Source organism: Thalassotalea nanhaiensis (assembly GCF_031583575.1).
In the GTDB taxonomy this organism is placed as follows: Bacteria; Pseudomonadota; Gammaproteobacteria; order Enterobacterales; family Alteromonadaceae; genus Thalassotalea_A; species Thalassotalea_A nanhaiensis.
Genome location: NZ_CP134146.1, coordinates 3,304,559 through 3,324,922, shown reverse-complemented (window position 1 = coordinate 3,324,922; position 20,364 = coordinate 3,304,559). Strand labels below are relative to the sequence as shown.

The following is a 20,364-nucleotide window of genomic DNA, read 5'->3' as shown; positions in this document are numbered from 1 at the left end:
TATGAATTTAAAAACAATTTTAATGGCTGTAATGGCCAACGTTATCGTACTTAGCACAACACTTGTGAGTAGCTCTATCGCCCATGCCAGTGGTGACCATGCTGACGAACAAGAAGAACACCATGAAGAAGAGAAGGGCCCAAATAATGGTCGCTTATTAACGCAAGGTGAGTTCAGTCTCGAGCTAGTTTTATTTGAACGCGGTGTTGCGCCAGAGTTTCGCGTTTATGCCAACTTTAAACACGAACAAGTCGCACCACAAGCGGTTGATTTAAGCATTCGTTTAACACGCTTAGGTAATGTGGTTGATACCATTAGTTTTAGCCCACAAAGCGATCATCTAAAAGGTGATGCGGTAATTTATGAACCCCATTCCTTTGTGGTTGATGTGCAAGCAAGGTTTAAAGGTAAACAATATGAGTGGCACTTTGAGACGTTTGAAGGTCGCACTGAAATAAGTAACGCCATGGCTTTGAACATGGGGGTTACAACGTTGCGCGTTGGCCCACAAACATTGAGGCAAACATTACCGGTATACGGAAAACTTGTGTTAGCTCCTAATAGTGAACGTCATATCAGTGCCAGGTATCCAGGGGAAGTTAAAGCCCTTAACGTACAATTAGGCCAAAGCGTTAAGCAGGGTCAGCACTTACTTACCATAGAAAGTAATGATAGCTTGCAGTCTTATAAAGTGTTTGCGCCTATTTCTGGGATGGTAAGCATGCAAAACATTGCCCTAGGCGAGCAAACCGGTAGTGCTAATTTATTAACCATAAGCAATAGCCAAACATTAATCGCTGAGCTTAATGTTTATCCGCTTGATCAAGACAAAATAAAGCCAGCTGCCAAGGTGTTGATCCGTCCTAGCAACTCTACCGAGCAAATCAGCACTGAAATTACAGACGCGTTAATGGCTGTGAACGCTCAACAAGCAAAAGTGTATCGCGCTAAAGTCAGTAATGTTGATGGCAAATTAAGTGTTGGTCAATTTATTAAGGCAGACATCACCGTTAATACCTTTACTGTCGATAAAGCCGTAAAAACCAGCGCCTTACAAAGCTTTCGTGATTTTACCGTAGCCTATGAAAAAGTAGGTGAACAATACGAAGTACGCATGTTAACGCTTGGCCGTAAAGCTGGTGAGTGGGTTGAAGTGCTATCAGGCATTAAGACGGGCAGTGAGTATGTCACTGGCAATAGCTACTTAATTAAAGCTGATATTGATAAAGCAGGTGCCGCACATGATCACTAATACCTACCGTGACACAGCTTATTTTGTTGCCACTTTCTCACTCATTGTCTTTAAGGAGTAGGCCATTATGTTGGAGTCTATTTTAAAATTTGCCATTGAGCGCAGTCGTTTAATTATGGTGGCGGTATTGGCCGTTGCCGCATTAGGCGCTTGGAACTTTACCAAGTTACCTATCGATGCGGTGCCAGACATTACCAATGTGCAAGTCGTTATTAATACCAAAGTAGCAGGCTATACCCCTTTAGAGGTTGAACAGCGGGTTACGTATCCACTGGAAACTGCATTGGCAGGTGTCCCTAACCTAGAGAGTACACGTTCAATCTCTCGCTATGGCTTGTCGCAGGTGGTGGCGATATTTAGCGACGATACCGACATTTACTTTGCCAGACAGCTGATCAGCGAACGGTTAATTAGTGCAAAGTCTGAATTGCCTTATTCGGCAGAGCCAGAGCTTGGCCCTGTATCTACCGGTCTTGGCGAAATATTTATGTTCACAGTCGATGCCTTACCAGGGGCGACTAATGACGATGGTACTCTTATTAGTGCTACTGATTTACGCACCGTGCATGACTGGATCATAAAACCACAATTAATGCAGGTTGAAGGAGTTGTTGAAGTTAATCCAAATGGTGGCTTTAAACGTGAAATTTTAATTGCCTTTGAACCAAGCCAGTTATTAGCACACGGCCTTAGCCAAAATGATGTGATTAATGCCATTTTGGCTCATAACCAAAACCAAGGTGCCGGATTTATTGAAAAAAGTGGCGCTCAGTGGTTAGTGCGTATGTCGGGACAATTGACTAATTTAAGCCAGTTAGCCAACGTTGCTATTCGCAGTGAAAACGGACAAATGTTGAAAGTCAAAGATGTGGCTAACGTGACTGAAGGTAAAGAGTTACGCTCCGGCGCGGCCACACAAGATGGTCACGAGGTGGTGCTGAGTACGGTCTTTATGTTGATTGGCGAAAACAGCCAAAAGGTTGCTAAAGCGGTTGGCGAGCGATTAACTGAAATTAATAAAAGTTTGCCTGATGGGATTGTCACCAATGCGGTATATGATCGTACCACCTTGGTGAACAAAACCTTAGATACGGTAAAAACCAATTTAGTCGAAGGTGCCATATTGGTTATCGTTATTTTGTTTTTATTACTGGGTAATGTGCGCGCGGCGCTGCTAACCGCAGCGGTGATCCCGTTTGCTATGTTAATGACAATTACCGGTATGGTACAAACTAAGGTGAGCGCCAATTTAATGAGTCTTGGTGCCTTAGATTTTGGTCTACTGGTTGATGGTGCCATTATTATTGTTGAAAACTGTCTTCGTCGTTTAAGTCAGGCAAGTCAATTGGCGAAAGCGCAAGGCAGAGAAGCTATTTTGCCGTTAAAAGAGCGTTTGTCGTTAGTATTTGATGCGACAAGTGAGGTGATCCGCCCGGCGCTTTTTGGTGTGTTTATTATCACCGCAGTGTACTTGCCTATATTTGCGCTAACCGGTGTTGAAGGAAAAATGTTTCACCCGATGGCCATTACCGTGGTAATTGCGCTAGTAAGTGCGATGATATTATCAATCACCTTTGTGCCAGCGGCTATCGCCTTAATGTTTAAGCGTCCAGTGGTTGAAAAAGCGAATCCGATTATTGACGGTAGTGAACGTTTATATAAACCGATATTAACATTTGTATTAAAAGCCCGTTGGTTAGTCGTGGTCGCAGCCTTGCTATTAGTCACAGGTGCGACAGTATTGGGTAGTAAGTTAGGCAGTGAATTTGTGCCTAATTTAGATGAAGGTGACATTGCTATGCATGCCTTAAGGATCCCCGGCACATCGTTAAGCCAATCAATTGAAATGCAAACCTTGTTAGAAGCTCACATTGCGAACATGCCTGAGGTTGAGCGGGTTTATTCAAAAATTGGCACACCCGATGTGGCAACCGACCCAATGCCTCCGAGTGTCGCAGATACATTTATTATTTTAAAACCACGCGATTTATGGCCTGATCCGAATAAACGTAAAAGCCAATTAGTCGACGAGTTAGAAGTGGTGGTACGTAAAGTACCAGGCAATAACTATGAGTTTTCACAACCCATTCAAATGCGCTTTAACGAACTGCTGGCGGGTGTACGTGCCGAGCTTGCAATTAAAGTGTTTGGCGATGATTTTGCTACGCTTGCATCTACCGGTGAAAATATCGCTGCTGCTATTGCCAATGTTGAGGGAATTAAGGATGTGCAAGTTGAGCAAACCACTGGTTTACCCGTGTTAACATTAACGCCCAAGTCACAGCGTTTAGCCCAATACGCAATTACCTTGGAGGAGTTACAACAACAAGTCTCCACCGCCATTGGTGGCCAGCAAGCCGGTAAGTTTTATCAAGGCGATAAGCGGTTTGATATTGTGGTGCGTTTGCCCGAAGAAAAACGTAATGACACTGCTTATTTAACGCAGCTACCAATCACTCTTAATGGTGGCGGTTATGTGCCATTGCAGGAGTTGGCCACTATTGAACTGATAAATGGCGCCAATCAAGTTAATCGTGAAAATGGCAAACGGCGAGTGGTGGTTACCGCCAATGTTAGAGATAGAGATCTGGGCAGCTTTGTTAAAGATGTGCAACAAGCGATTAATAGCAACGCCGAAATACCTGCCGGTTATTGGGTGGAGTACGGAGGCACGTATCAAAAACTGCAATCGGCAACAAAGCGTTTGATGGTTGTAGTACCGGTAACGTTAGTATTAATTATTGCTTTGTTATTAATGGCGCTTGGATCGTTTAAGGACTCGATGATCATTTTTTCTGGGGTACCGCTGGCGTTAACCGGCGGGATTTTTGCACTGGTGTTAAGGGATATTCCATTTTCTATTTCTGCTGCCGTTGGTTTTATTGCTTTATCTGGAATTGCGATATTAAATGGCTTGGTGATGGTGTCGTTTATTCGCGAATTAAGGCGTAATAATTTAGCGATAGAACATGCGATTATTAAAGGTGCAATAACTCGGTTACGGCCAGTAATTACTACTGCATTTGTGGCCTCCCTGGGCTTTATACCAATGGCGTTAAATACCGGCATTGGCTCTGAAGTTCAGCGCCCGCTGGCAACGGTTGTTATTGGTGGAGTTATCTCTTCAACAATACTAACCCTGTTTGTACTGCCTGCGCTTTATCGTTTATTACATAAAGATACAGAGCATAAGGACAGTAATACAGCATTGGCTGATAGCTAAATGTCCCTGGCTCGAATAAGAAAATATTCGGGCCATATTTCTTTAACTTGTATTTCCCATTCTTTGTTTACTTTGTCTTTAGCGTCTAGCTTAAGCCAAAACTTTGCCCACGTGCGCACAATTTTACCTGACTTACTTAATTTTAATGGTGCAAATCGACGTTGATATTTGCATTTTTTATGTTCAACAGTATCGCGGTTTTTGGCCTTTTTAAATAACACGTCCAGCTGTGCAGTAATGGTTTCTATATCGGAAACAGGAATAACATTGTTACTTTTAAGATCACGCAAAATGACTGCTCTTTTAATCGCGATTTCGTTATAGGTATCAATATGTGGGGTGTAAACCATTCCTGATAAACCAATAATTGATCTTAACTCTTTGTCGGCCAATTCTTTTAATGGCACGAGTTGTTCATTGATGGTGCTTAAATCAGAAAGTGAATACATGATATTAAAGGTTTCTTTGGTGGTGGTTATGCTCAATTGAGTGATGACATAGTAGCATTAGAGTGCCTAACAAGGTGAACTTTAGTTTATCAAATTAACCTGAACTCGGTTTAAGATATCTTTAACCTGTTGAAATTTTGAATAAATATTAGACTTATATTCTAGCTTGCTGGTTTTATTTAATTCAAGGCAGATTCGTGCGTCAATAGCTAGCCTATTGCAAGTGAATTTAACGCAGAAGTAGATGAAAACAGCTGCTAGAGAAATATTTATTAAGCCGTGCTCAGGTTATTCATTTTCCGCTTTGGTGTTTACTGCTATACTTGTGCTCTTTATTTTTCTAACAATTTGCTTTTGCCTGAGGCACTTAATGTCATTCTCAACTCTGGGTTTATCTGATCCAATTTTAACTGCGCTATCCGACTTAGGGTACAGCGAGCCAACTGATATTCAGAAAAAAGCGATCCCTGCTATTTTATCTGGTAAAGATTTAATTGCTGCTGCACAAACAGGTACTGGTAAAACAGCGAGTTTTGTTTTACCAATATTGGAAATGTTTAATAAAGATAGAAAGCTGCGCGGTAAACGAATTCGTGCGCTTATCCTTACTCCTACTCGTGAATTAGCCGTGCAGGTTGAAGCCAGTATTAGTCAATACGCGAAGAATTTAGAACTTAGCTCTATGGCGATGTATGGCGGCGTTGATATTGATGCACAAAAGCAACGTTTGATTTGGGGCGTAGATATTGTGGTTGCGACCCCTGGACGGTTGTTGGATTTAGCCCATCAACGCGCTTTGCATTTTGATGAACTTGAAGTATTGGTATTAGATGAAGCCGACAGAATGCTGGATATGGGCTTTTCTGATGACATTCATAAAATTATTGAGCGCTTGCCAAGTGACCGTCAAAGCTTATTATTTTCAGCAACCATTTCAAAAGATATCCGCTATTTAGCAGCACGGGTAATTGAAGATGCCGTAGAAATAGCAATTTCGCCTAATAACGCTACCGTTGCTAAAATTGAACAATGGCTTGTTACGGTAGACAAGGGAAACAAATCAGCATTGCTCAGTCACTTAATTAAAGATCAGCAATGGCAACAAGCGTTAATTTTTATCGAAACTCAACATGGCGCAGCCAAACTGGTGAGTCAGTTAGAAAAACGCGGTATTCGTGCGGAATCAATTCATGGTGGCCGAACTCAAGCAGTGCGTGAAAAAATACTCGCCGACTTTAAGGCTGGTAATATTAAGTTTTTGATTGCCACCGGCATAGCCGCTCGTGGTATTGATATTGGCGCGTTAACACGCGTAGTAAATTATGACTTACCTGCGCAAGTGGATGATTACATTCATCGTATCGGCAGAACAGGACGAGCAGGCGCCAGTGGCGAAGCGGTATCTTTTGTATCTAAAGATAACTTTAGGGAGCTGTGCGCAATAGAAAGCCGATTAGGACATATTATTGAGCGCAAAGAGTTTGCAGAGTTTCCTGTGAAAAAAATCGTACCTGTGTCTATTTTAAATTATGTACCTAAAAATAAGCGTAACTAATAGCCAATAGAGCAAAACTGGCAGATACTTAAAATATACCAATCCGTATAAAGATCTGATTATTAAGTAACTCATATAAACAACATATGAGTTCCCCTTCGGGAATGTATATAAAGCTTGATAACTTCCTGAAATTTAAAAAGATATGAATAACTATCTATTTAAAATTTCAGTTGTTCTAAAGTTTTCTATAACATTATTAATTGAGCACATCATTACGCGAACTGGTATTACTATTATGACTGAAGTTTATAACCCTAGGAGTGACATTAAGCAGTGAAAAAAATCACCCTAACTCAGGATGAAAACTTATCATTTAGAATAAGCCAACAGTTGCACCCGCAAGAATTTCAAAGCCTAGATTTGTATTTTTCTATTCCGGATGAAATGGGCATCAGTCCAAGTACGCTTAGCGAAGAAAATTACTTTCACAGTAGTATAAAAAGTTACAGTGCCTATTTTTCAGAGCAAGTACATTTGCCACTGGTACGCAGTCGTTTTATTAGCCAAACCAAAGGTGAACAAACGGATTACCGCAGTAACTTAAACTTATTCTCGTTTCAGTTTCGCATAGCGCTTGAAAAAGATATTAAACTTGCCCTAAAAATTGATACTGCCAATGAGTTTTATCAGCATGTGAGTGAGCTTGCAGAGCAAACCAGAAACTTGTTAAAAAAACTGCGTCGCTATACACCGCCTGATCAACGTTTAAGCTCCTATTTTGAGAATGTCGATAATTATTTGAGCTGGAAAACAGAACAATCGTTCTTAAACTTGCTTGCAAATGGTCCTAAAAGCAGCGAACACGCAGAGTATCGTGAGGCGTTATTCGAACTTTGTGCTCAAGAAAGCCAATACCGAGAAGACAATCAATATAATTCTAAAATAACCTTGGCTGATCCAAATAGGATCACCAATAAAATGCGCTTGTTGCAGCGTTTAAGTGAAATAGGGGTGGTATTTAAGCGCCAAACCAATAACTTGAATGCGAATTTAAAGCGCTTGGTACGAGGCACAATTACCACCATAATAATGGCATTTGTAATGTCTATTGTATTAAGTGCGCGCTCTGCATTTACGGAAGTAAGTTTAGTGTTAATTGCCTTTTTAGGGTTAATTTACGGTATTCGTGAAACCTTTAAAGAAGATTTAACCGGTTATATTTGGCGTAAAATTCAACATGGTCGGCCGAAATGGCAGCATTCGTTCAGTAATAGTCTGACCAAAAACAAAATATCCTCGCAAACCATTTGGCTGGAATACATTGATAAAAAACATTTGCCGGATTACGTTGATAAATTATTACAAAAACGGCGTAGGCAAAACCGACAAGACGCGCAGTTATTGCATTTTAGATGTGATGCAAAAGTTATTGCCAAAGACTTTATGCCCGGTTTTGAAGAAATTAAAAACCAATACATACTCAACTTAATGCCTTTTACTCGTTACCTAAAAAAAGGCGAGGGGCGTTTGTATGCCGTTGATGGTGGTAAAATCTCAAACCAAAGCGTTGAGCGGCGCTATCAATTAAATCTGGTTTTAGTGCAACGCAATAAGCTGGGACAGCAGTATATGCAGCGCTTTAAAATCACTATGAATCGATCAAAAATTATTAATATTGAGCCAATGCGGTCGAAGCAAAATTTTGCTGACTCGGCTCAAACTTAAACAAAAATTAAACGAAGGTAATAACATGACAAACGAACAACCTTACGCAATTGGTACTCCAGGTATTAAATGGGGCGCAGCAGAAAAAGCCCAGTGGTTTGCACTGCAAACAATTAAACGTTCATACCAAGCAGAAGTGGTAAGTAAAATAGACGATTTAACAACTGACTTTGATGTTGAGCAGTATGGTGAGCTCTCTTATGGTGAGCATACTTACCCTTTATCTATTATTAAGACTGGTAATTTTGATGCGAGTAAAGCGACAATTTTAGTTACCGGTGGCGTACATGGCTACGAAACCAGTGGTGTACATGGCGCTATTCGATTTGTTGAAACTAAGGCGAAGCAGTATTTAGAGCATTTTAATATCATCGTCGCGCCTTGTATCAGTCCTTGGGGTTATGAAACGATTAATCGTTGGAATCCAGACGCCATCGACCCTAATCGCTCATTTTATCCGAACAGCCCAGCACAAGAGTCTGCATTATTAATGCAATGTATTGATAATCTTGGTGTAGACGTGTTTGCTCATTTTGATTTACATGAAACCACAGATACCGACAACAGCGAGTTTAGACCTGCATTGGCTGCTCGTGATGCCATTGTGCAAAAAAATTGGAATATTCCCGATGGTTTTTACGGCGTTGGCGATACTTTAAGACCAGAGCACGATTTTCAAAGGGCGATTATTCAATCGGTAGAGCAGGTAACTCATATTGCCCCTAGCGATGATGATGGCAAATTAATTGGGGTTGAGCTTGAGCAGTTTGGGGTGATCAATTACCCCTGTAAAGAGCTTGGTTTATGCGCCGGATTAACGGATGCAAAATATTGCACAACCACCGAAGTGTATCCTGACAGCCCCAAGTCTGATGATGAAAACTGTATTGTGGCGCAGGTTGCGGCAATTACTGGTGGCCTAGATTATTTAATTCATACAAGTAAGTAAAGGGAGCGCCAACAAGGTTGTTAATGATAGCCTTGGTAGTGCTCATCAATACCAAATTTTACTAACCTTAATGGCACGCTGACATCAAGCTTCAGACTTGCCATTACGGTTAAAATATCATTTCTCAGGTTGTCAGCTTGTTTACTGTTAATGGCATTATCTAAGCTTTGCTGGTGTGTAAAAATACAAATTACTTGCAGGCTATTTGCACTACGTTTGGTATTTAACGTATGAGTTAACCAGCTAAAGCCATCGGTAATAAATTTATGCTGTTCACAAACCTCGGTGAGTAGCCTTACCAGCTGTTTCTCGGTATTTTTATCTATTATTTTGTTTGTATTTTTCATCTTGATAACTTGTTATAGGCGTCAATTATACGTTGAGCATCAATGTTAGTGCTTTTTAACATTCGCGAGTAATGATTTATTCTTTGTTGTAAGTATTGTTGATGTTCATCATTACTAAAGTCCCACATTATTGAACCCACATTAGATATTGGCAACGTGGTTTTATTAGTGCTTGTTGTTATGTGGATTATCTCATAAAAGCGGTTATTTTCTTTAACAATGCTCTCATTGATTAATCGACAGTTTAATTCGTTCAAGGCGGCTCGTACTTTATAGTTGTGATGCACTGGGCATAAAATGAATTCCAATGCGCTATGCGGGTTTGCCTGAATAATGCTTTGGACAAGTTCAATTAACAAATCTCCGCCAACACCGGCAATAATAATTAATTGCTCAGCTTTTTGCTGTTTGTTGTTTTTACCTGAACGCAATGGGATTTTAGCAACATCAATAGTGTGTACTTGCCAGTGGTTAACATAACCATCATCACTGAAAAACTTTTGTAATTGCAGCTCCAATTTATCAATCAACGGTGCTGATATATCAGCAAAGTGTATTGTATTTGCCGCTTTTCGTTTTAACAGTTCAATACCTAACAAGCCATGATCGCAACAACAATCCCAAATATTTTGGTAGTTGTTGGTGATCATCCTATTGATTTGAGTTAATCGTTTTCCGGTTCGCATCAAGGTATTTTTCACATTGGTTGAAGTGGCTGCGACCATAGTCGCCGATGGTTTTGGTAATTAATTTTTGCACACCGCGCTCTAACGCCCAGCTGTGCCAGTAAAGTGGCATTTTCAAGTGCTTGTCGGGTGCTAAATTTATCAACGCGCCACTGGCCAAATGTTCATCAGCTTGGGTTGTAGGGATCAAGGCGTAGGCAAGTCCTGCCAGCGCCATGGTAACCACAACTTCAGAAGATCGAATACGATGACAAGGGTAAATGGCTTGTTCAATGGCAAAGTGTTTTTTCAAATAGTCACTGTGCATCTTATCTCTTTGGTCGTAATCAATACATGGCGCTTTATTTAAGTTTTCAATGGTTAAGCCGCCTTTGAAGTACTTGTTGATATAGTCTTGGTTTGCACACAAGATATAATCCAAGGTGCCAATATACTCCACTTTTACCCCTGAAAAACTTTGCTTTTGTGAGCTGATAGCTGCTAAAACTTCGCCTTTTTTCAATAGTTTTTGTGTATCAACTTCGTTGGTTACTTGAATGTTTAACTCTATCGGTTGAGTTTTTAACAGAGGCGTGAGTGCTTCAATAAACCAACTGGCCAAGGTATCTGCATTTACTGCAATTGAGATTGGAATTGATGATGGCGCACTATCGGGCATTATGTCACCAGCTAAATCATATTCCAACTGACGAACTTTGCGAAAATGCGCAAGCAGCTTTTGGCCTGTTGTTGTTGCTTGCAATGGCTGACTACGAATTAATACCGGTTTAGCAACCAACTGTTCAAGTTGTTTTATGCGTTGTGAAATAGCCGATTGGGTGATGTTTAATGCCAGTGCTGCACTTTCAAAACTCTGCTCGGTTAATACGGTATCGAGGGCATGAATAAGCTTGTAATCAAGTGGGCGCATGAATTTATTGGCCTAATGTTTATCGTTAAATTATTAGTATTATAGCTGTATTAATAAAATTAATAATAGTTAAGTTTATTTAATTTTACTTAAATGGAGGTTTTTAATAATCTAGCGTCACATGCTGTTAATCGCTTTTATTTTAAGGAACGCCAATGTCTACTATTACTTTATTACCAATGCTAAAAGGCTTCGTTATTGGTGCCGGCTTAATCATCCCTATTGGCGTGCAAAATTCGTACGTGTTAAGTCAAAGTATTAAGCGTAATCATCACTTGATGGCAGCGACTATTTGTATCGTTTGTGATTTTATTTTGATGTCTTTAGGTGTGTTTGGTGGTGGGGCGTTAATTAATAGTAATAGCGTGATCGCAGAAATAATCACTTGGGGCGGTATCATCTTTTTAACTGTCTATGGTTTCATTTTCTTTAAGCAATTTTATTTAGCCAATAAAGATGACATGCTCAAAGAAGTAAAGCCTAGTACTCGCAAAGCCGTTATTTTTACCACGTTGGCTGTAACGTTATTAAACCCTCATGCTTATCTAGACACAGTAGTGATCATTGGCAGTATTAGTGGAAAATTTGCGGATGCTGACAAAATGGCATTTTTAATAGGTACCTTGCTGGCTTCAATCACTTGGTTTTACGCGTTATCGTTAGCGGCTGCAAAAATGTCGCCTTGGTTGAGTCAAACAAAGGTCCAACGAGGCATTAATTTGTTGGTGGCAATGTTAATGTGGGTTATTGCTTACTCGTTATTTATTACACTTTAGCCACTAATATCAATTTGTATAATGAGCACATCATTACGCGAACTGATATAACCAAGTAAAAATATTATAACTCGTTATAATTAATCGAATAATTAACAGTTTAGGAATTGATATGCGCTTTTTATCACGTCGTTTGGTTATGCCCAATGATTTAAATTATGCTAATTCGTTATTTGGTGGTCGAGCATTAGAATGGATTGACGAAGAGGCGGCAATATATGCTATTTGTCAGTTGGAGACTACCTGTTTGGTCACTAAACATATAAGTGAAATTAGCTTTCAGTCACCAGCGATGCAAGGCGATATTGTCGAATTTGGTTTGAAAACAAAATCAGTGGGTCGCAGCTCTATTACTGTCACTTGTGTTGTGCGTAATAAAGCCACTAAAAAGACAATTTGTTCAGCTGATAGTATTGTCTTTGTCGCACTTGATCCTGACACCAGGAAACCTAAGCCACATGGCAAGGATTTAGAAAGTTTAGCCAAGCAAACGGTTGATGAAATTCGCTCGTTAAATATGGAAAAACCAGATTAGTTATTCGCCATAACTTTTAATAGCACCTATAATGTATTGAATTATAACAATAATGAGATATACGATGACAGATGCAGCGAGCGAAAGCGCAAGTTCAACTGCGAAAACATTTGAAGCTAAGGATCTAATTAAAGAGGAGCTTGATCTTATCAGTCATCTTTATGAGCTCGCTTTGGATTTTTTCGCAAATTACACCTTTCAGTTGATTGGCGCTTTTATAATTTTTTTAGTAGGTTTTTTCTTTGCTGGAAAAATTGCAAATTGGGTTCTTAGACTCTGTGAACGACATAAATTAGATGTGACCTTAAGTCGCTTTATCAGCAACACAACGAAGATGCTTATCGTTGTATTAATAACGATTATTGCACTTGGAAAATTAGGTATAAGCCTTACCCCATTTATTGCCGCTATTGGTGCTTTATCATTAGGTGTAGGTCTGGCACTGCAAGGTTTATTAGCGAATTACGCTGCTGGCTTTAATATCATTATTATTCGCCCTTTTGTTGTTGGCGATACCATTAAAGTACAAGGCATAACCGGTATAGTTAAAGAGGTCTTACTAGCTTATACCATTTTAGTCGATGCTGATGGCATTGAAATTACCATTCCCAACAAACACATTGTTGGAGAAGTGCTGCATAACTCAGAGCATGATTCATTATTGGAACTGTCGGTTGGTATCGCTTATCAGCATGATCCCCTTACAGTCATTAATATACTAACGCCTATCATTGAAAATTTAGACGCGTGTAGTGAGCAGAAAAAGCCGCAAGTTGGTATTGATGAGTTTGGCGATAACGCTATCGTACTTGGCATACGCCTATGGGTGCCGACAGTAAACTTTTATCAGTCAAAATATCAAGCCAATGCGGCTATATATCAAGCGTTGGATGACGCCGGTATTAAAATACCGTATCCGCAAAGAGATATTCATATGATAACGGCAGCAAGTTAATTAAATAAAAAACGAGCGTAAGCTCGTTTTTTATTGTGTTAAGAAATTAAAGCTGAGCGACTACTGAAGTTAATTCTTGCTGTAATTCAGGGTTAGTGAACTGGTTGTTTTGCATATCAAAGTTGTCGTAAAAGCTTGGCATTTTAAAGCTGCCTTTTACATCTCCGGCAAAATAAGGTGCAGAGCCTGTCGCTGCGGCAAGCACGCTACCAGCACCACCAGGACCAGGTGAGGTTGACAATAAAATCATAGGCTTATTTTGAAAAACTTTTTGATCAATACGAGAAGCCCAGTCAAAAATGTTTTTGTATGCGGCAGTATAGCTGCCATTATGCTCTGCAAATGAAATCATGATCGCGTCTCCGCTACCTAACTTGTCGAAAAATGCTTTCGCCAACTCTGGTTGACCTAATTCAGCTTCTTTGTCTTCACTAAATAATGGCAATTCGTAATCATTTAAATCTAAAACTTCAACTTCACTGTTTTCAACTAAGTTTGCGGCATAGGTAACCAATGTTTTATTAATTGATTTTGAACTTGAGGTAGCGGCTAAGGCAATAATTTTCATCTGACTCTCTCTTAATTTCATTGTTTAATTGGGTGCTTTTAAGCTTGGAGTTATAATGAAGGAAATGAATGTTTAATAAAAGCGGATAAAATCGTCTAAATGATCCTATTTTTTCGTTTGTTCTAACAAAAGTGGGGTTTATACTGCCCTGTATTATTAATTTATTTTTGAGAAACCAATGGCTTTATCAGATTTTTTGCAGCAACTAAAACACTCCCCTGACACAATTGAGTTTAATGATGTGATGACCGTTATCAACGAACACTACATCTATACCCCGGTAACTTTTACCAATGGTGACTTGGTTAACCAGGCCGGAACCAATGAAGGCTCATGCAAAATATTTGCCTTTGCACAATTAAATAATTTATCTGCAGAGCAAACCTTGGCTTGCTTTGGCAAATTTTATCGAGAAGATGTGTTACTTAACCCTAATGCAGATGACCACGGAAATATTCGCACGTTTATTGAACTTGGCTGGCAGGGGATAACATACTCTAATGCTGCACTTGTACAGCGTTAATCAGACATCAATCCATTAATAATTAAAAAAGCGGCGATCATTGATGATGAATCTTCAATTAAAAATTTCTATATTTTTGTGTGCATTTGCCTTAATTAGCATAGCTCAGGCGAATCAAGGTGGCGCATTAAGTGTTGACACGTCTGCCGGTAAACCCGTTTGGGAAGCTGGGGTATTTTCTGCAGCGTTTCGTGGCCCGATTTATCCGGCGGCTACAGATTATCAAAATAAATTTTTGCCGTTGCCATTTGTAATTTATCGTGGTGAGAAAATACGCATAGGTGATGAGTCAGTAATTAAAGCGATAGCGGTAGAAAAAGAGCACTTCAAACTTGATGTATCATTAGGCGCAGCATTCAATGCCGATTCAGAGGACTCTAAAATTAGAGAAGGCATGCCTGATCTTGATTTTATGTTTGAAATAGGTCCTCAGGCGAGCTTTTTACTGCACGATAATAAGAGCAGTGACACTTGGTTGAATTTACAACTTCGCTCAGTATTTTCAACTGACTTTAGTAACGTCAATCACCGCGGTTATGTATTTCAACCGGAAGTGGCGTACCAGAGTGAAAATTTATTATTTGATGATTCTCGGTTTTACTTCAGTGTGTCACCAACGTTTGCCAGTGCTAAAACTCATCAGTATTTTTATGATATTGATCAGCAGTACGTAAATAGTGAACGAGACTATTTTCAATCTTCAGGTGGCTATCTAGGCACCAAAGTGTCGATTGCCAATCGCTTTCAATTGAACAAAAATTTAATGATGTTTGTTGGTACCCAGCTAGGTTTATGGCATGGCGCTAAAAATGATGAAAGCGACCTTTATCAAGAAAAGTTCACCTACACTGTTGCACTTGGTATCAAGTGGACTGTTTTTCAAAGCATTGAACATATTAAATAACTTGCTTGCACTGGAATAAATAACACCGTATATTATCTGGTCATACCAGATTGCAAGGTAACCCTTTTTCCATGAAGCAAGAGTCCGTTTTTATTGAAGACCAAGGTCATCAATTACATTTAAAACATATCTATAAGAACAGCGGTGGTGCACCAATATTAATGGTGCATGGCGCAATTGAAAATGGCCGTATCTTTTATAATGAACAAGGTAAAGGCTTGGCCTGCTATTTAGCTGAGCAGGGCTTTGATGTGTATGTAATGGACTTGCGCGGCAGAGGATTAAGCACACCGCTGATTAATGCTGAATCTGATTATGGTCAGTATGAAGCTATAACCCACGATATCCCGTTATTAATAGATTATGTGTTTAATAAAACCGGTCAAGCAATGCATCTGGTTTCACACTCATGGGGCGGCGTGTTGGTTGCCAGCGTTTTAGCAAGGCATAGTGAAAACCTAGGCAAAGTACGCAGTAACCTATGTTTTGGTACGAAACGCTCTATCACCATTGGTGGTTTTGAAAAACTGCTGAAAGTCGACTTATTTTACAACCGTATTGCGCCTATATTGGCCAAACGCAAAGGATTTTTCGATGCGGTAAAATATAAGTTTGGTGCCGACAATGAAACTAAACAGTCACTGGCACATAGTATTCAGTGGGTAAATAAAGGCCCATGGCATGACCCTCGTGATGGGTTTGATTATCAATCGGCGGCAGGCGACATAGTTTGGCCGCCAACATGGCACATTACCGGTATAAATGATTCCATTTTAGGAAACCAAGTAGACGTTAAATACTTTATTGAAGAGTCTAAAAACTCTACTGCAAGGTTTTCATTATTGTCTAAGCGCAACGGCAATGCCATTGATTATGGCCACATAGATATTTTAACCAGCCCAGAAGCGAGAAACGATCATTTTCCCCACGTCGCCGGTTGGCTAAACCAACATTAAGCTAAACGGTATTAGTACACATTAGAAATGTTCAGCGCACCAATGTTGTTGTTGCTCAATTGATAAAAAACTCCAGGCAATAAAGCGGCTAATTTTATTGCCTTGCGCCATTTTAATGACCTTTATTTGCACCGCCTTGGATTTTTTTAAGGCTAGTTTTAACGGCTTAACATTCTCGCTTTTAGAAACTAAACAGCTAAACCAGAGTACCTGCTGTTGGTACTGTTTACTCTCGTTGATCATCTTACGAATAAATTTTAGCTCGCCGCCGTCGCACCAAAGCTCTGCTTTTTGACCGCCAAAGTTTAACTTAACGTTTTCGTTTTCATTGTTGCTTACGCTGCTTTTGTTTAAGTTTTGCCATTTCCTTTCACTGCCTTTTGTTGCTTCAACTAAAGATGAGTGAAACGGCGGGTTGCATAGCGTGACTGCAAAGCTTTCGCCTTCTTTTATGATATTGGTAAAGATGTGTTGGTTATTTTCTTGCAGTCGACATTCAATAGTGCCCGTTAGGTTGTCATTGTTGGCAATATTTTTGTTGGCAGACGCAATGGAAATTGGGTCAATATCGCTGGCTACAAAATGCCAGCCATTTTGTCGTTGACCAAGTATTGGGTAAATACAGCTTGCCCCAGTGCCTATATCTAAGGCGTTGACCTTATTGCCGTGCGGGATTTTGTTGTTATTAGTGGCTTTTAATAAGTCGGCTAAATAGTGGATATAGTCAACTCTGCCTGGAATTGGCGGGCATAAAAAACCATCTGGAATATCCCAACCTTGAACTTGATAATGATGCACTAGCAGCGCCGCGTTTAATGCTTTAACAGCTTCGCTACTACTAAAGTCGATGCTTAAATTTTGATACTCATTAGTACGAACAAACGGGCTAAGTTTTGGATAGGCTTTTACTAGGTCATTAAAATTATAACCGTCATTGTGACGGTTACGTGGGTGCATGTTAGTTTTTTTACTTGTGACCAATTTTAAAGGTTCCATCAGATAAAAACTGCACCACTTCAGAACGTTTTTTACCAATAAGTATTGGTCCATCGTCCATCATTAAAAAGTTTTTCCAGCAACGTTTAAATACAGCCCAAGTAGTTTCCAATACTTGTTTTTTACTGTTGCAATAATACACCGTAGTATTATTTTGCCAGTCTAAATGATCGGTAATTAATTCTGGTAAATCTGGGTTTTCACCTTCCCAAGCTTTTTCCCACATGGCTTTTTCGGTCCAGCTTGCATCATCAAATGGCCAGTCCCCTTCTTTGAAAAAGTCGGGATGATCTACCTGTTTACTGATAAACTGTGTCCATAACGCACTAGAACGTGCAGGTGACATGGCTTTAATACTTTTGAAGTCTTGCTCACTAATTGGCAAATTTTTAAAGCGAAACACCCAAGCGTGTTTAATATCGTCTAGTGGTATGTAGGTCATTTTTAGTTTAAATAATTATTAGTGTTGGTATTAGAGATTATATCAACGATATTATTTTAAACATACAAAATTAATAAAGAGAGAAGTATGTCTTCAGATAGATTTGGCACCAGTGCTAATTATAAAAGTAAAGAGCAGGGCTATCGTGACCGTGCATTAAAGCTGTTTCCGTGGGTGTGTGGTCGTTGTGCGCGTGAGTTTGAGTATTCTAATATTCGCGAGTTAACGGTACATCATATTGATCATGACCATACCAATAACCCAAATGATGGCAGCAACTGGGAGCTACTTTGCATATATTGCCATGACAACGAGCATGCTAAATATACCGACCAAGATCAATATTCAAGAGAAGTAAAAGCCGGTGATAATAACCAAGATACTGCAACCTACAACCCGTTTGCCGATCTTAAATCAATGTTGAAGAAATAATATTTGATAGCCATACAAAGTATGGCTATCAAAATGTCATTATTAACTAACAGTTGCGCACAATAGCTGTTAATATGCGCGCCAATTTTTAGTATTAGGTTAACGGAGTTCATCATGCACGATCTGTATTACAAAGGGCGTATTCACACCAGAGTAAACCATGTGAAAACGGGTTATAATACCAAACGTGTCGTTAAGCTTGGTACAGAAAAAAATCCATTGACGCTTGTGGTTACCAGCGAAGAAAGAAAGTTGGAAATAGAAACGTTAGTTGCCGATAATGAACTGTTTGCTAACGTAACCGTAGACAGCAAGGTAGATGAAAATATTAATGAGCTTAATACCATACTAAGCAAGCCTACAACTACTACGTTTGACAAAACTCCAAGCCGTAACGATCCTTGCTCATGTGGCAGTGGTAAAAAATACAAAAAGTGTTGTGGCTAATAGCTTAAGCTAAAAGCTCTTTAACGATAAGTTTCAATAAAAACGTTTCTCGCTCAATTGACATACCCTTTTTATCACTATTTGCCATGGTATGTTCATTGTGCTCTATAGCTTCATGGATGTTGATCCATTTAGGTGTCATGCCATTTTGAATTTCATGGGCTTCGAATTGTGTTGCCCCCAGCTCTGCATCAATTGAGCAGGTATAGCAAAAAGATTCCATGTGAACCATATCAAAATCGTTTTTATACCAAGGGCGAAATTCTTCATAGCGCCCAAAGGCTTCAATATTACGAATATTAGCCGCGCCAGTTTCTTCTTTTAATTCTCGTATTAAGCCTTGTTCTAAGTTTTCACCTTCATCTACACCACCTCCAGGTAGGGTATAGTCATGATAGCGCTCAGTATAAAGCAGTAGGATATCATCACCGTTTAAGATGATGCCACGAGCGGCTTGGCGGTGAAAACTACGGCCACACAAATTGTTAATGTCTGGGTGTGTGGTCGTTCTTAATAAACGCATAGTTGTTGTATTGTCCGAGTTAGGAAAAGACGCGCAGTATACTGAAAATACACCTTGGTGGAAAATGTAAACTGGCAGTAGCAGGTAAAATTACATTTTTATTAGAATTGGTATTATTATTATGCTGTGAAATGATCAATAAAAGCGTAGAATAGCGGGCATTATGAGGGCAAAGTCCTCTAAACTAAATTTAACAGGTTTTGTAAGGTTGAACATGGCAAAGAGTCAAAAGTATAGCGTTAATGTTGTAGAGCAAGGTGATAAGACTTGGATTGCAAAAATAGAACGTCAAATCACGTCGAAGAAAAAAGTGGTTTCTAAACAACAAGAAGGCTTTTCTAGCGAAGCCGAAGCGACTACTTGGGCAGAGCAAGAGCTTGCTACTTTTATTAGTGCACAGCAAACCAGCAACAAACGCCATGGTGAACAACGTTCTATTCGTGATGAGAAAGCTGATATTCTTGCAGAAAAACAAGAAACGGCTAAATTTGAGCGTAAAGAAAAAGCACGCGCAAGAGCACTAGGCCTTGATATGCCAATGTTTGATGACAGCGATGATGCTGAGCAAGAATAAAATTAACTCGCAGGAATTATCATGAGTAAAGCACCAAAATATACATTTAGAGTTGTTGAAAAGCGCAATAATAGTTGGACTGCTGAAATTCAGCGTCAAGCAACCTCGAAAAAGAAAGTTGTGTCGAAACGCCAAACTGGTTTTGCCAGTGAAGCTGAAGGTGTTGTTTGGGCTGAAAATGAACTGAAACAAGTGTTAGCAAATCACGTAGCACGTAATAAACGCCACGACGAAGACCGAGCCGAACAATACAAAGACAAATTGAAAAAAGCAGAACTTGCTGCTGCCAAGGCTGCGCTCGAAGAAGATGAGCAAGTTAACAGTACAGAAGAAAATGAACAGTCATTTACACTAAGTGAAGCTGAGCAAGAAAAAGCAATAAGTGACTTGCAAGAGCTAGAACAGTTAGAAACTGATGATGCTGAAGAAGAACTGGCAAATAAATCAGATAGACTGAAATTTGATTTTGAACTTGCTCTTGAAGAAGAAGAGCTTGCTGAAAAAGAAGCGTTGAGCAAGAAAAAAGTTAAAACCAAAGCTGAAGTTAAGGCAGACGTTAAAGAAAGCTCTGCTGATGAGTCTGAAACTGCTGATGGCGCTGAAGTGAACTCTATTTATTTACAAAACAAATAATCATTCACTTGTTGATAAACTGAAAAAGCCGAACCTAAAAGTTCGGCTTTTTACTTCATAG

The 20,364-nt window shown here is 39.6% G+C and carries 23 protein-coding genes; 15 read left to right on the top strand and 8 right to left on the bottom strand.

Annotated elements, in window-relative coordinates:
• The first annotated feature begins 1 nt into the window (after position 1).
• On the top strand, positions 2 to 1,252 hold the full coding sequence (locus RI845_RS14395) for an efflux RND transporter periplasmic adaptor subunit (protein WP_348386862.1): 1,251 nt from the start codon (positions 2 to 4) through the stop codon (positions 1,250 to 1,252).
• A gap of 67 nt (positions 1,253 to 1,319) precedes the next feature.
• Entirely contained in the window at positions 1,320 to 4,475 is a 3,156-nt protein-coding gene (locus tag RI845_RS14390) for an efflux RND transporter permease subunit (protein WP_348386861.1), read from the top strand.
• Here the strand turns inward: RI845_RS14390 and RI845_RS14385 are convergent.
• Complete coding sequence (locus tag RI845_RS14385; protein ID WP_348386860.1) at positions 4,472 to 4,924, bottom strand: hypothetical protein; 453 nt, start codon at positions 4,922 to 4,924, stop codon at positions 4,472 to 4,474. The genes RI845_RS14390 and RI845_RS14385 overlap by 4 nt on opposite strands.
• A gap of 370 nt (positions 4,925 to 5,294) precedes the next feature.
• Between RI845_RS14385 and RI845_RS14380 the strand changes: the two genes are divergently transcribed.
• The 3 genes from RI845_RS14380 to RI845_RS14370 all read left to right on the top strand — a co-directional run bounded on the left by RI845_RS14380 (position 5,295) and on the right by RI845_RS14370 (position 9,096).
• The gene (locus tag RI845_RS14380) at positions 5,295 to 6,479 is read left to right on the top strand and encodes a DEAD/DEAH box helicase (RefSeq protein WP_348386859.1); all 1,185 of its coding nucleotides are present in this window, start codon (positions 5,295 to 5,297) and stop codon (positions 6,477 to 6,479) included.
• Positions 6,480 to 6,755: 276 nt separating this feature from the next.
• Positions 6,756 to 8,147 (top strand): hypothetical protein, encoded by a 1,392-nt coding sequence (locus RI845_RS14375; protein ID WP_348386858.1) that lies wholly within the window; start codon positions 6,756 to 6,758, stop codon positions 8,145 to 8,147.
• Positions 8,148 to 8,172: 25 nt separating this feature from the next.
• Positions 8,173 to 9,096 (top strand): M14 family metallopeptidase, encoded by a 924-nt coding sequence (locus RI845_RS14370; RefSeq protein WP_348386857.1) that lies wholly within the window; start codon positions 8,173 to 8,175, stop codon positions 9,094 to 9,096.
• 20 nt (positions 9,097 to 9,116) lie between these two features.
• On the opposite strand, the gene RI845_RS14365 is transcribed toward RI845_RS14370, so the two are convergent.
• Genes RI845_RS14365 through RI845_RS14355 form a run of 3 tightly spaced genes read right to left on the bottom strand, consistent with a single transcriptional unit; the run spans position 9,117 to position 11,039 of the window.
• The gene (locus RI845_RS14365) at positions 9,117 to 9,443 is read right to left on the bottom strand and encodes a hypothetical protein (RefSeq protein ID WP_348386856.1); all 327 of its coding nucleotides are present in this window, start codon (positions 9,441 to 9,443) and stop codon (positions 9,117 to 9,119) included.
• Positions 9,440 to 10,129, bottom strand: coding sequence for a tRNA (adenine(22)-N(1))-methyltransferase (locus RI845_RS14360; RefSeq protein WP_348386855.1), 690 nt, complete (start codon positions 10,127 to 10,129; stop codon positions 9,440 to 9,442). Before RI845_RS14360 ends, RI845_RS14365 begins: the two co-directional genes overlap by 4 nt.
• Positions 10,095 to 11,039: a LysR family transcriptional regulator ArgP gene (locus RI845_RS14355; RefSeq protein WP_348386854.1), complete on the bottom strand. Its 945-nt coding sequence runs from the start codon at positions 11,037 to 11,039 to the stop codon at positions 10,095 to 10,097. The genes RI845_RS14360 and RI845_RS14355 overlap by 35 nt, the downstream gene beginning before the upstream one ends.
• A 155-nt stretch (positions 11,040 to 11,194) precedes the next feature.
• On the opposite strand from RI845_RS14355, the gene RI845_RS14350 reads away from it, so the two are divergent.
• The 3 genes from RI845_RS14350 (at position 11,195) to RI845_RS14340 (ending at position 13,305) form a co-directional block, all read left to right on the top strand.
• Positions 11,195 to 11,815: a LysE/ArgO family amino acid transporter gene (locus RI845_RS14350; protein ID WP_348386853.1), complete on the top strand. Its 621-nt coding sequence runs from the start codon at positions 11,195 to 11,197 to the stop codon at positions 11,813 to 11,815.
• Between the two features lie 112 nt (positions 11,816 to 11,927).
• Positions 11,928 to 12,350, top strand: a complete 423-nt coding sequence (locus RI845_RS14345; protein ID WP_348386852.1) for an acyl-CoA thioesterase — start codon at positions 11,928 to 11,930, stop codon at positions 12,348 to 12,350.
• Positions 12,351 to 12,414: 64 nt separating this feature from the next.
• A complete protein-coding gene (locus RI845_RS14340; RefSeq protein WP_348386851.1) occupies positions 12,415 to 13,305 on the top strand; it encodes a mechanosensitive ion channel family protein in 891 nt (296 codons plus the stop codon).
• A 46-nt stretch (positions 13,306 to 13,351) separates the two neighbouring features.
• Here RI845_RS14340 and RI845_RS14335 read toward each other — a convergent pair whose 3' ends face one another.
• Positions 13,352 to 13,873: an NADPH-dependent FMN reductase gene (locus RI845_RS14335; RefSeq protein WP_348386850.1), complete on the bottom strand. Its 522-nt coding sequence runs from the start codon at positions 13,871 to 13,873 to the stop codon at positions 13,352 to 13,354.
• 178 nt (positions 13,874 to 14,051) lie between these two features.
• Between RI845_RS14335 and RI845_RS14330 the strand changes: the two genes are divergently transcribed.
• The 3 genes from RI845_RS14330 (at position 14,052) to RI845_RS14320 (ending at position 16,256) form a co-directional block, all read left to right on the top strand.
• Positions 14,052 to 14,396, top strand: a complete 345-nt coding sequence (locus RI845_RS14330) for a HopJ type III effector protein (RefSeq protein ID WP_348386849.1) — start codon at positions 14,052 to 14,054, stop codon at positions 14,394 to 14,396.
• A gap of 43 nt (positions 14,397 to 14,439) precedes the next feature.
• Complete coding sequence (locus RI845_RS14325; RefSeq protein ID WP_348386848.1) at positions 14,440 to 15,300, top strand: MipA/OmpV family protein; 861 nt, start codon at positions 14,440 to 14,442, stop codon at positions 15,298 to 15,300.
• Positions 15,301 to 15,371: 71 nt separating this feature from the next.
• The gene (locus RI845_RS14320; RefSeq protein WP_348386847.1) at positions 15,372 to 16,256 is read left to right on the top strand and encodes an alpha/beta fold hydrolase; all 885 of its coding nucleotides are present in this window, start codon (positions 15,372 to 15,374) and stop codon (positions 16,254 to 16,256) included.
• 21 nt (positions 16,257 to 16,277) lie between these two features.
• Here RI845_RS14320 and rlmF read toward each other — a convergent pair whose 3' ends face one another.
• Together rlmF and RI845_RS14310 are read right to left on the bottom strand one after the other, a co-directional pair.
• The gene (gene rlmF, locus RI845_RS14315) at positions 16,278 to 17,213 is read right to left on the bottom strand and encodes a 23S rRNA (adenine(1618)-N(6))-methyltransferase RlmF (RefSeq protein ID WP_348386846.1); all 936 of its coding nucleotides are present in this window, start codon (positions 17,211 to 17,213) and stop codon (positions 16,278 to 16,280) included.
• A gap of 10 nt (positions 17,214 to 17,223) precedes the next feature.
• On the bottom strand, positions 17,224 to 17,694 hold the full coding sequence (locus RI845_RS14310) for a DUF2947 domain-containing protein (protein WP_348386845.1): 471 nt from the start codon (positions 17,692 to 17,694) through the stop codon (positions 17,224 to 17,226).
• An 87-nt stretch (positions 17,695 to 17,781) separates the two neighbouring features.
• On the opposite strand from RI845_RS14310, the gene RI845_RS14305 reads away from it, so the two are divergent.
• Together RI845_RS14305 and RI845_RS14300 are read left to right on the top strand one after the other, a co-directional pair.
• The gene (locus RI845_RS14305) at positions 17,782 to 18,126 is read left to right on the top strand and encodes a YajD family HNH nuclease (RefSeq protein ID WP_348386844.1); all 345 of its coding nucleotides are present in this window, start codon (positions 17,782 to 17,784) and stop codon (positions 18,124 to 18,126) included.
• 114 nt (positions 18,127 to 18,240) lie between these two features.
• Positions 18,241 to 18,573, top strand: a complete 333-nt coding sequence (locus tag RI845_RS14300; RefSeq protein ID WP_348386843.1) for a PBPRA1643 family SWIM/SEC-C metal-binding motif protein — start codon at positions 18,241 to 18,243, stop codon at positions 18,571 to 18,573.
• Between the two features lie 4 nt (positions 18,574 to 18,577).
• On the opposite strand, the gene RI845_RS14295 is transcribed toward RI845_RS14300, so the two are convergent.
• Positions 18,578 to 19,096: an NUDIX hydrolase gene (locus tag RI845_RS14295; protein ID WP_348386842.1), complete on the bottom strand. Its 519-nt coding sequence runs from the start codon at positions 19,094 to 19,096 to the stop codon at positions 18,578 to 18,580.
• A gap of 214 nt (positions 19,097 to 19,310) precedes the next feature.
• Here RI845_RS14295 and RI845_RS14290 point away from each other — a divergent pair, with 214 nt between their 5' ends.
• Together RI845_RS14290 and RI845_RS14285 are read left to right on the top strand one after the other, a co-directional pair.
• Positions 19,311 to 19,670, top strand: coding sequence for a DUF3622 domain-containing protein (locus RI845_RS14290; RefSeq protein ID WP_348386841.1), 360 nt, complete (start codon positions 19,311 to 19,313; stop codon positions 19,668 to 19,670).
• Between the two features lie 21 nt (positions 19,671 to 19,691).
• Positions 19,692 to 20,303, top strand: coding sequence for a DUF3622 domain-containing protein (locus tag RI845_RS14285; protein WP_348386840.1), 612 nt, complete (start codon positions 19,692 to 19,694; stop codon positions 20,301 to 20,303).
• Positions 20,304 to 20,364: the final 61 nt, after the last annotated feature.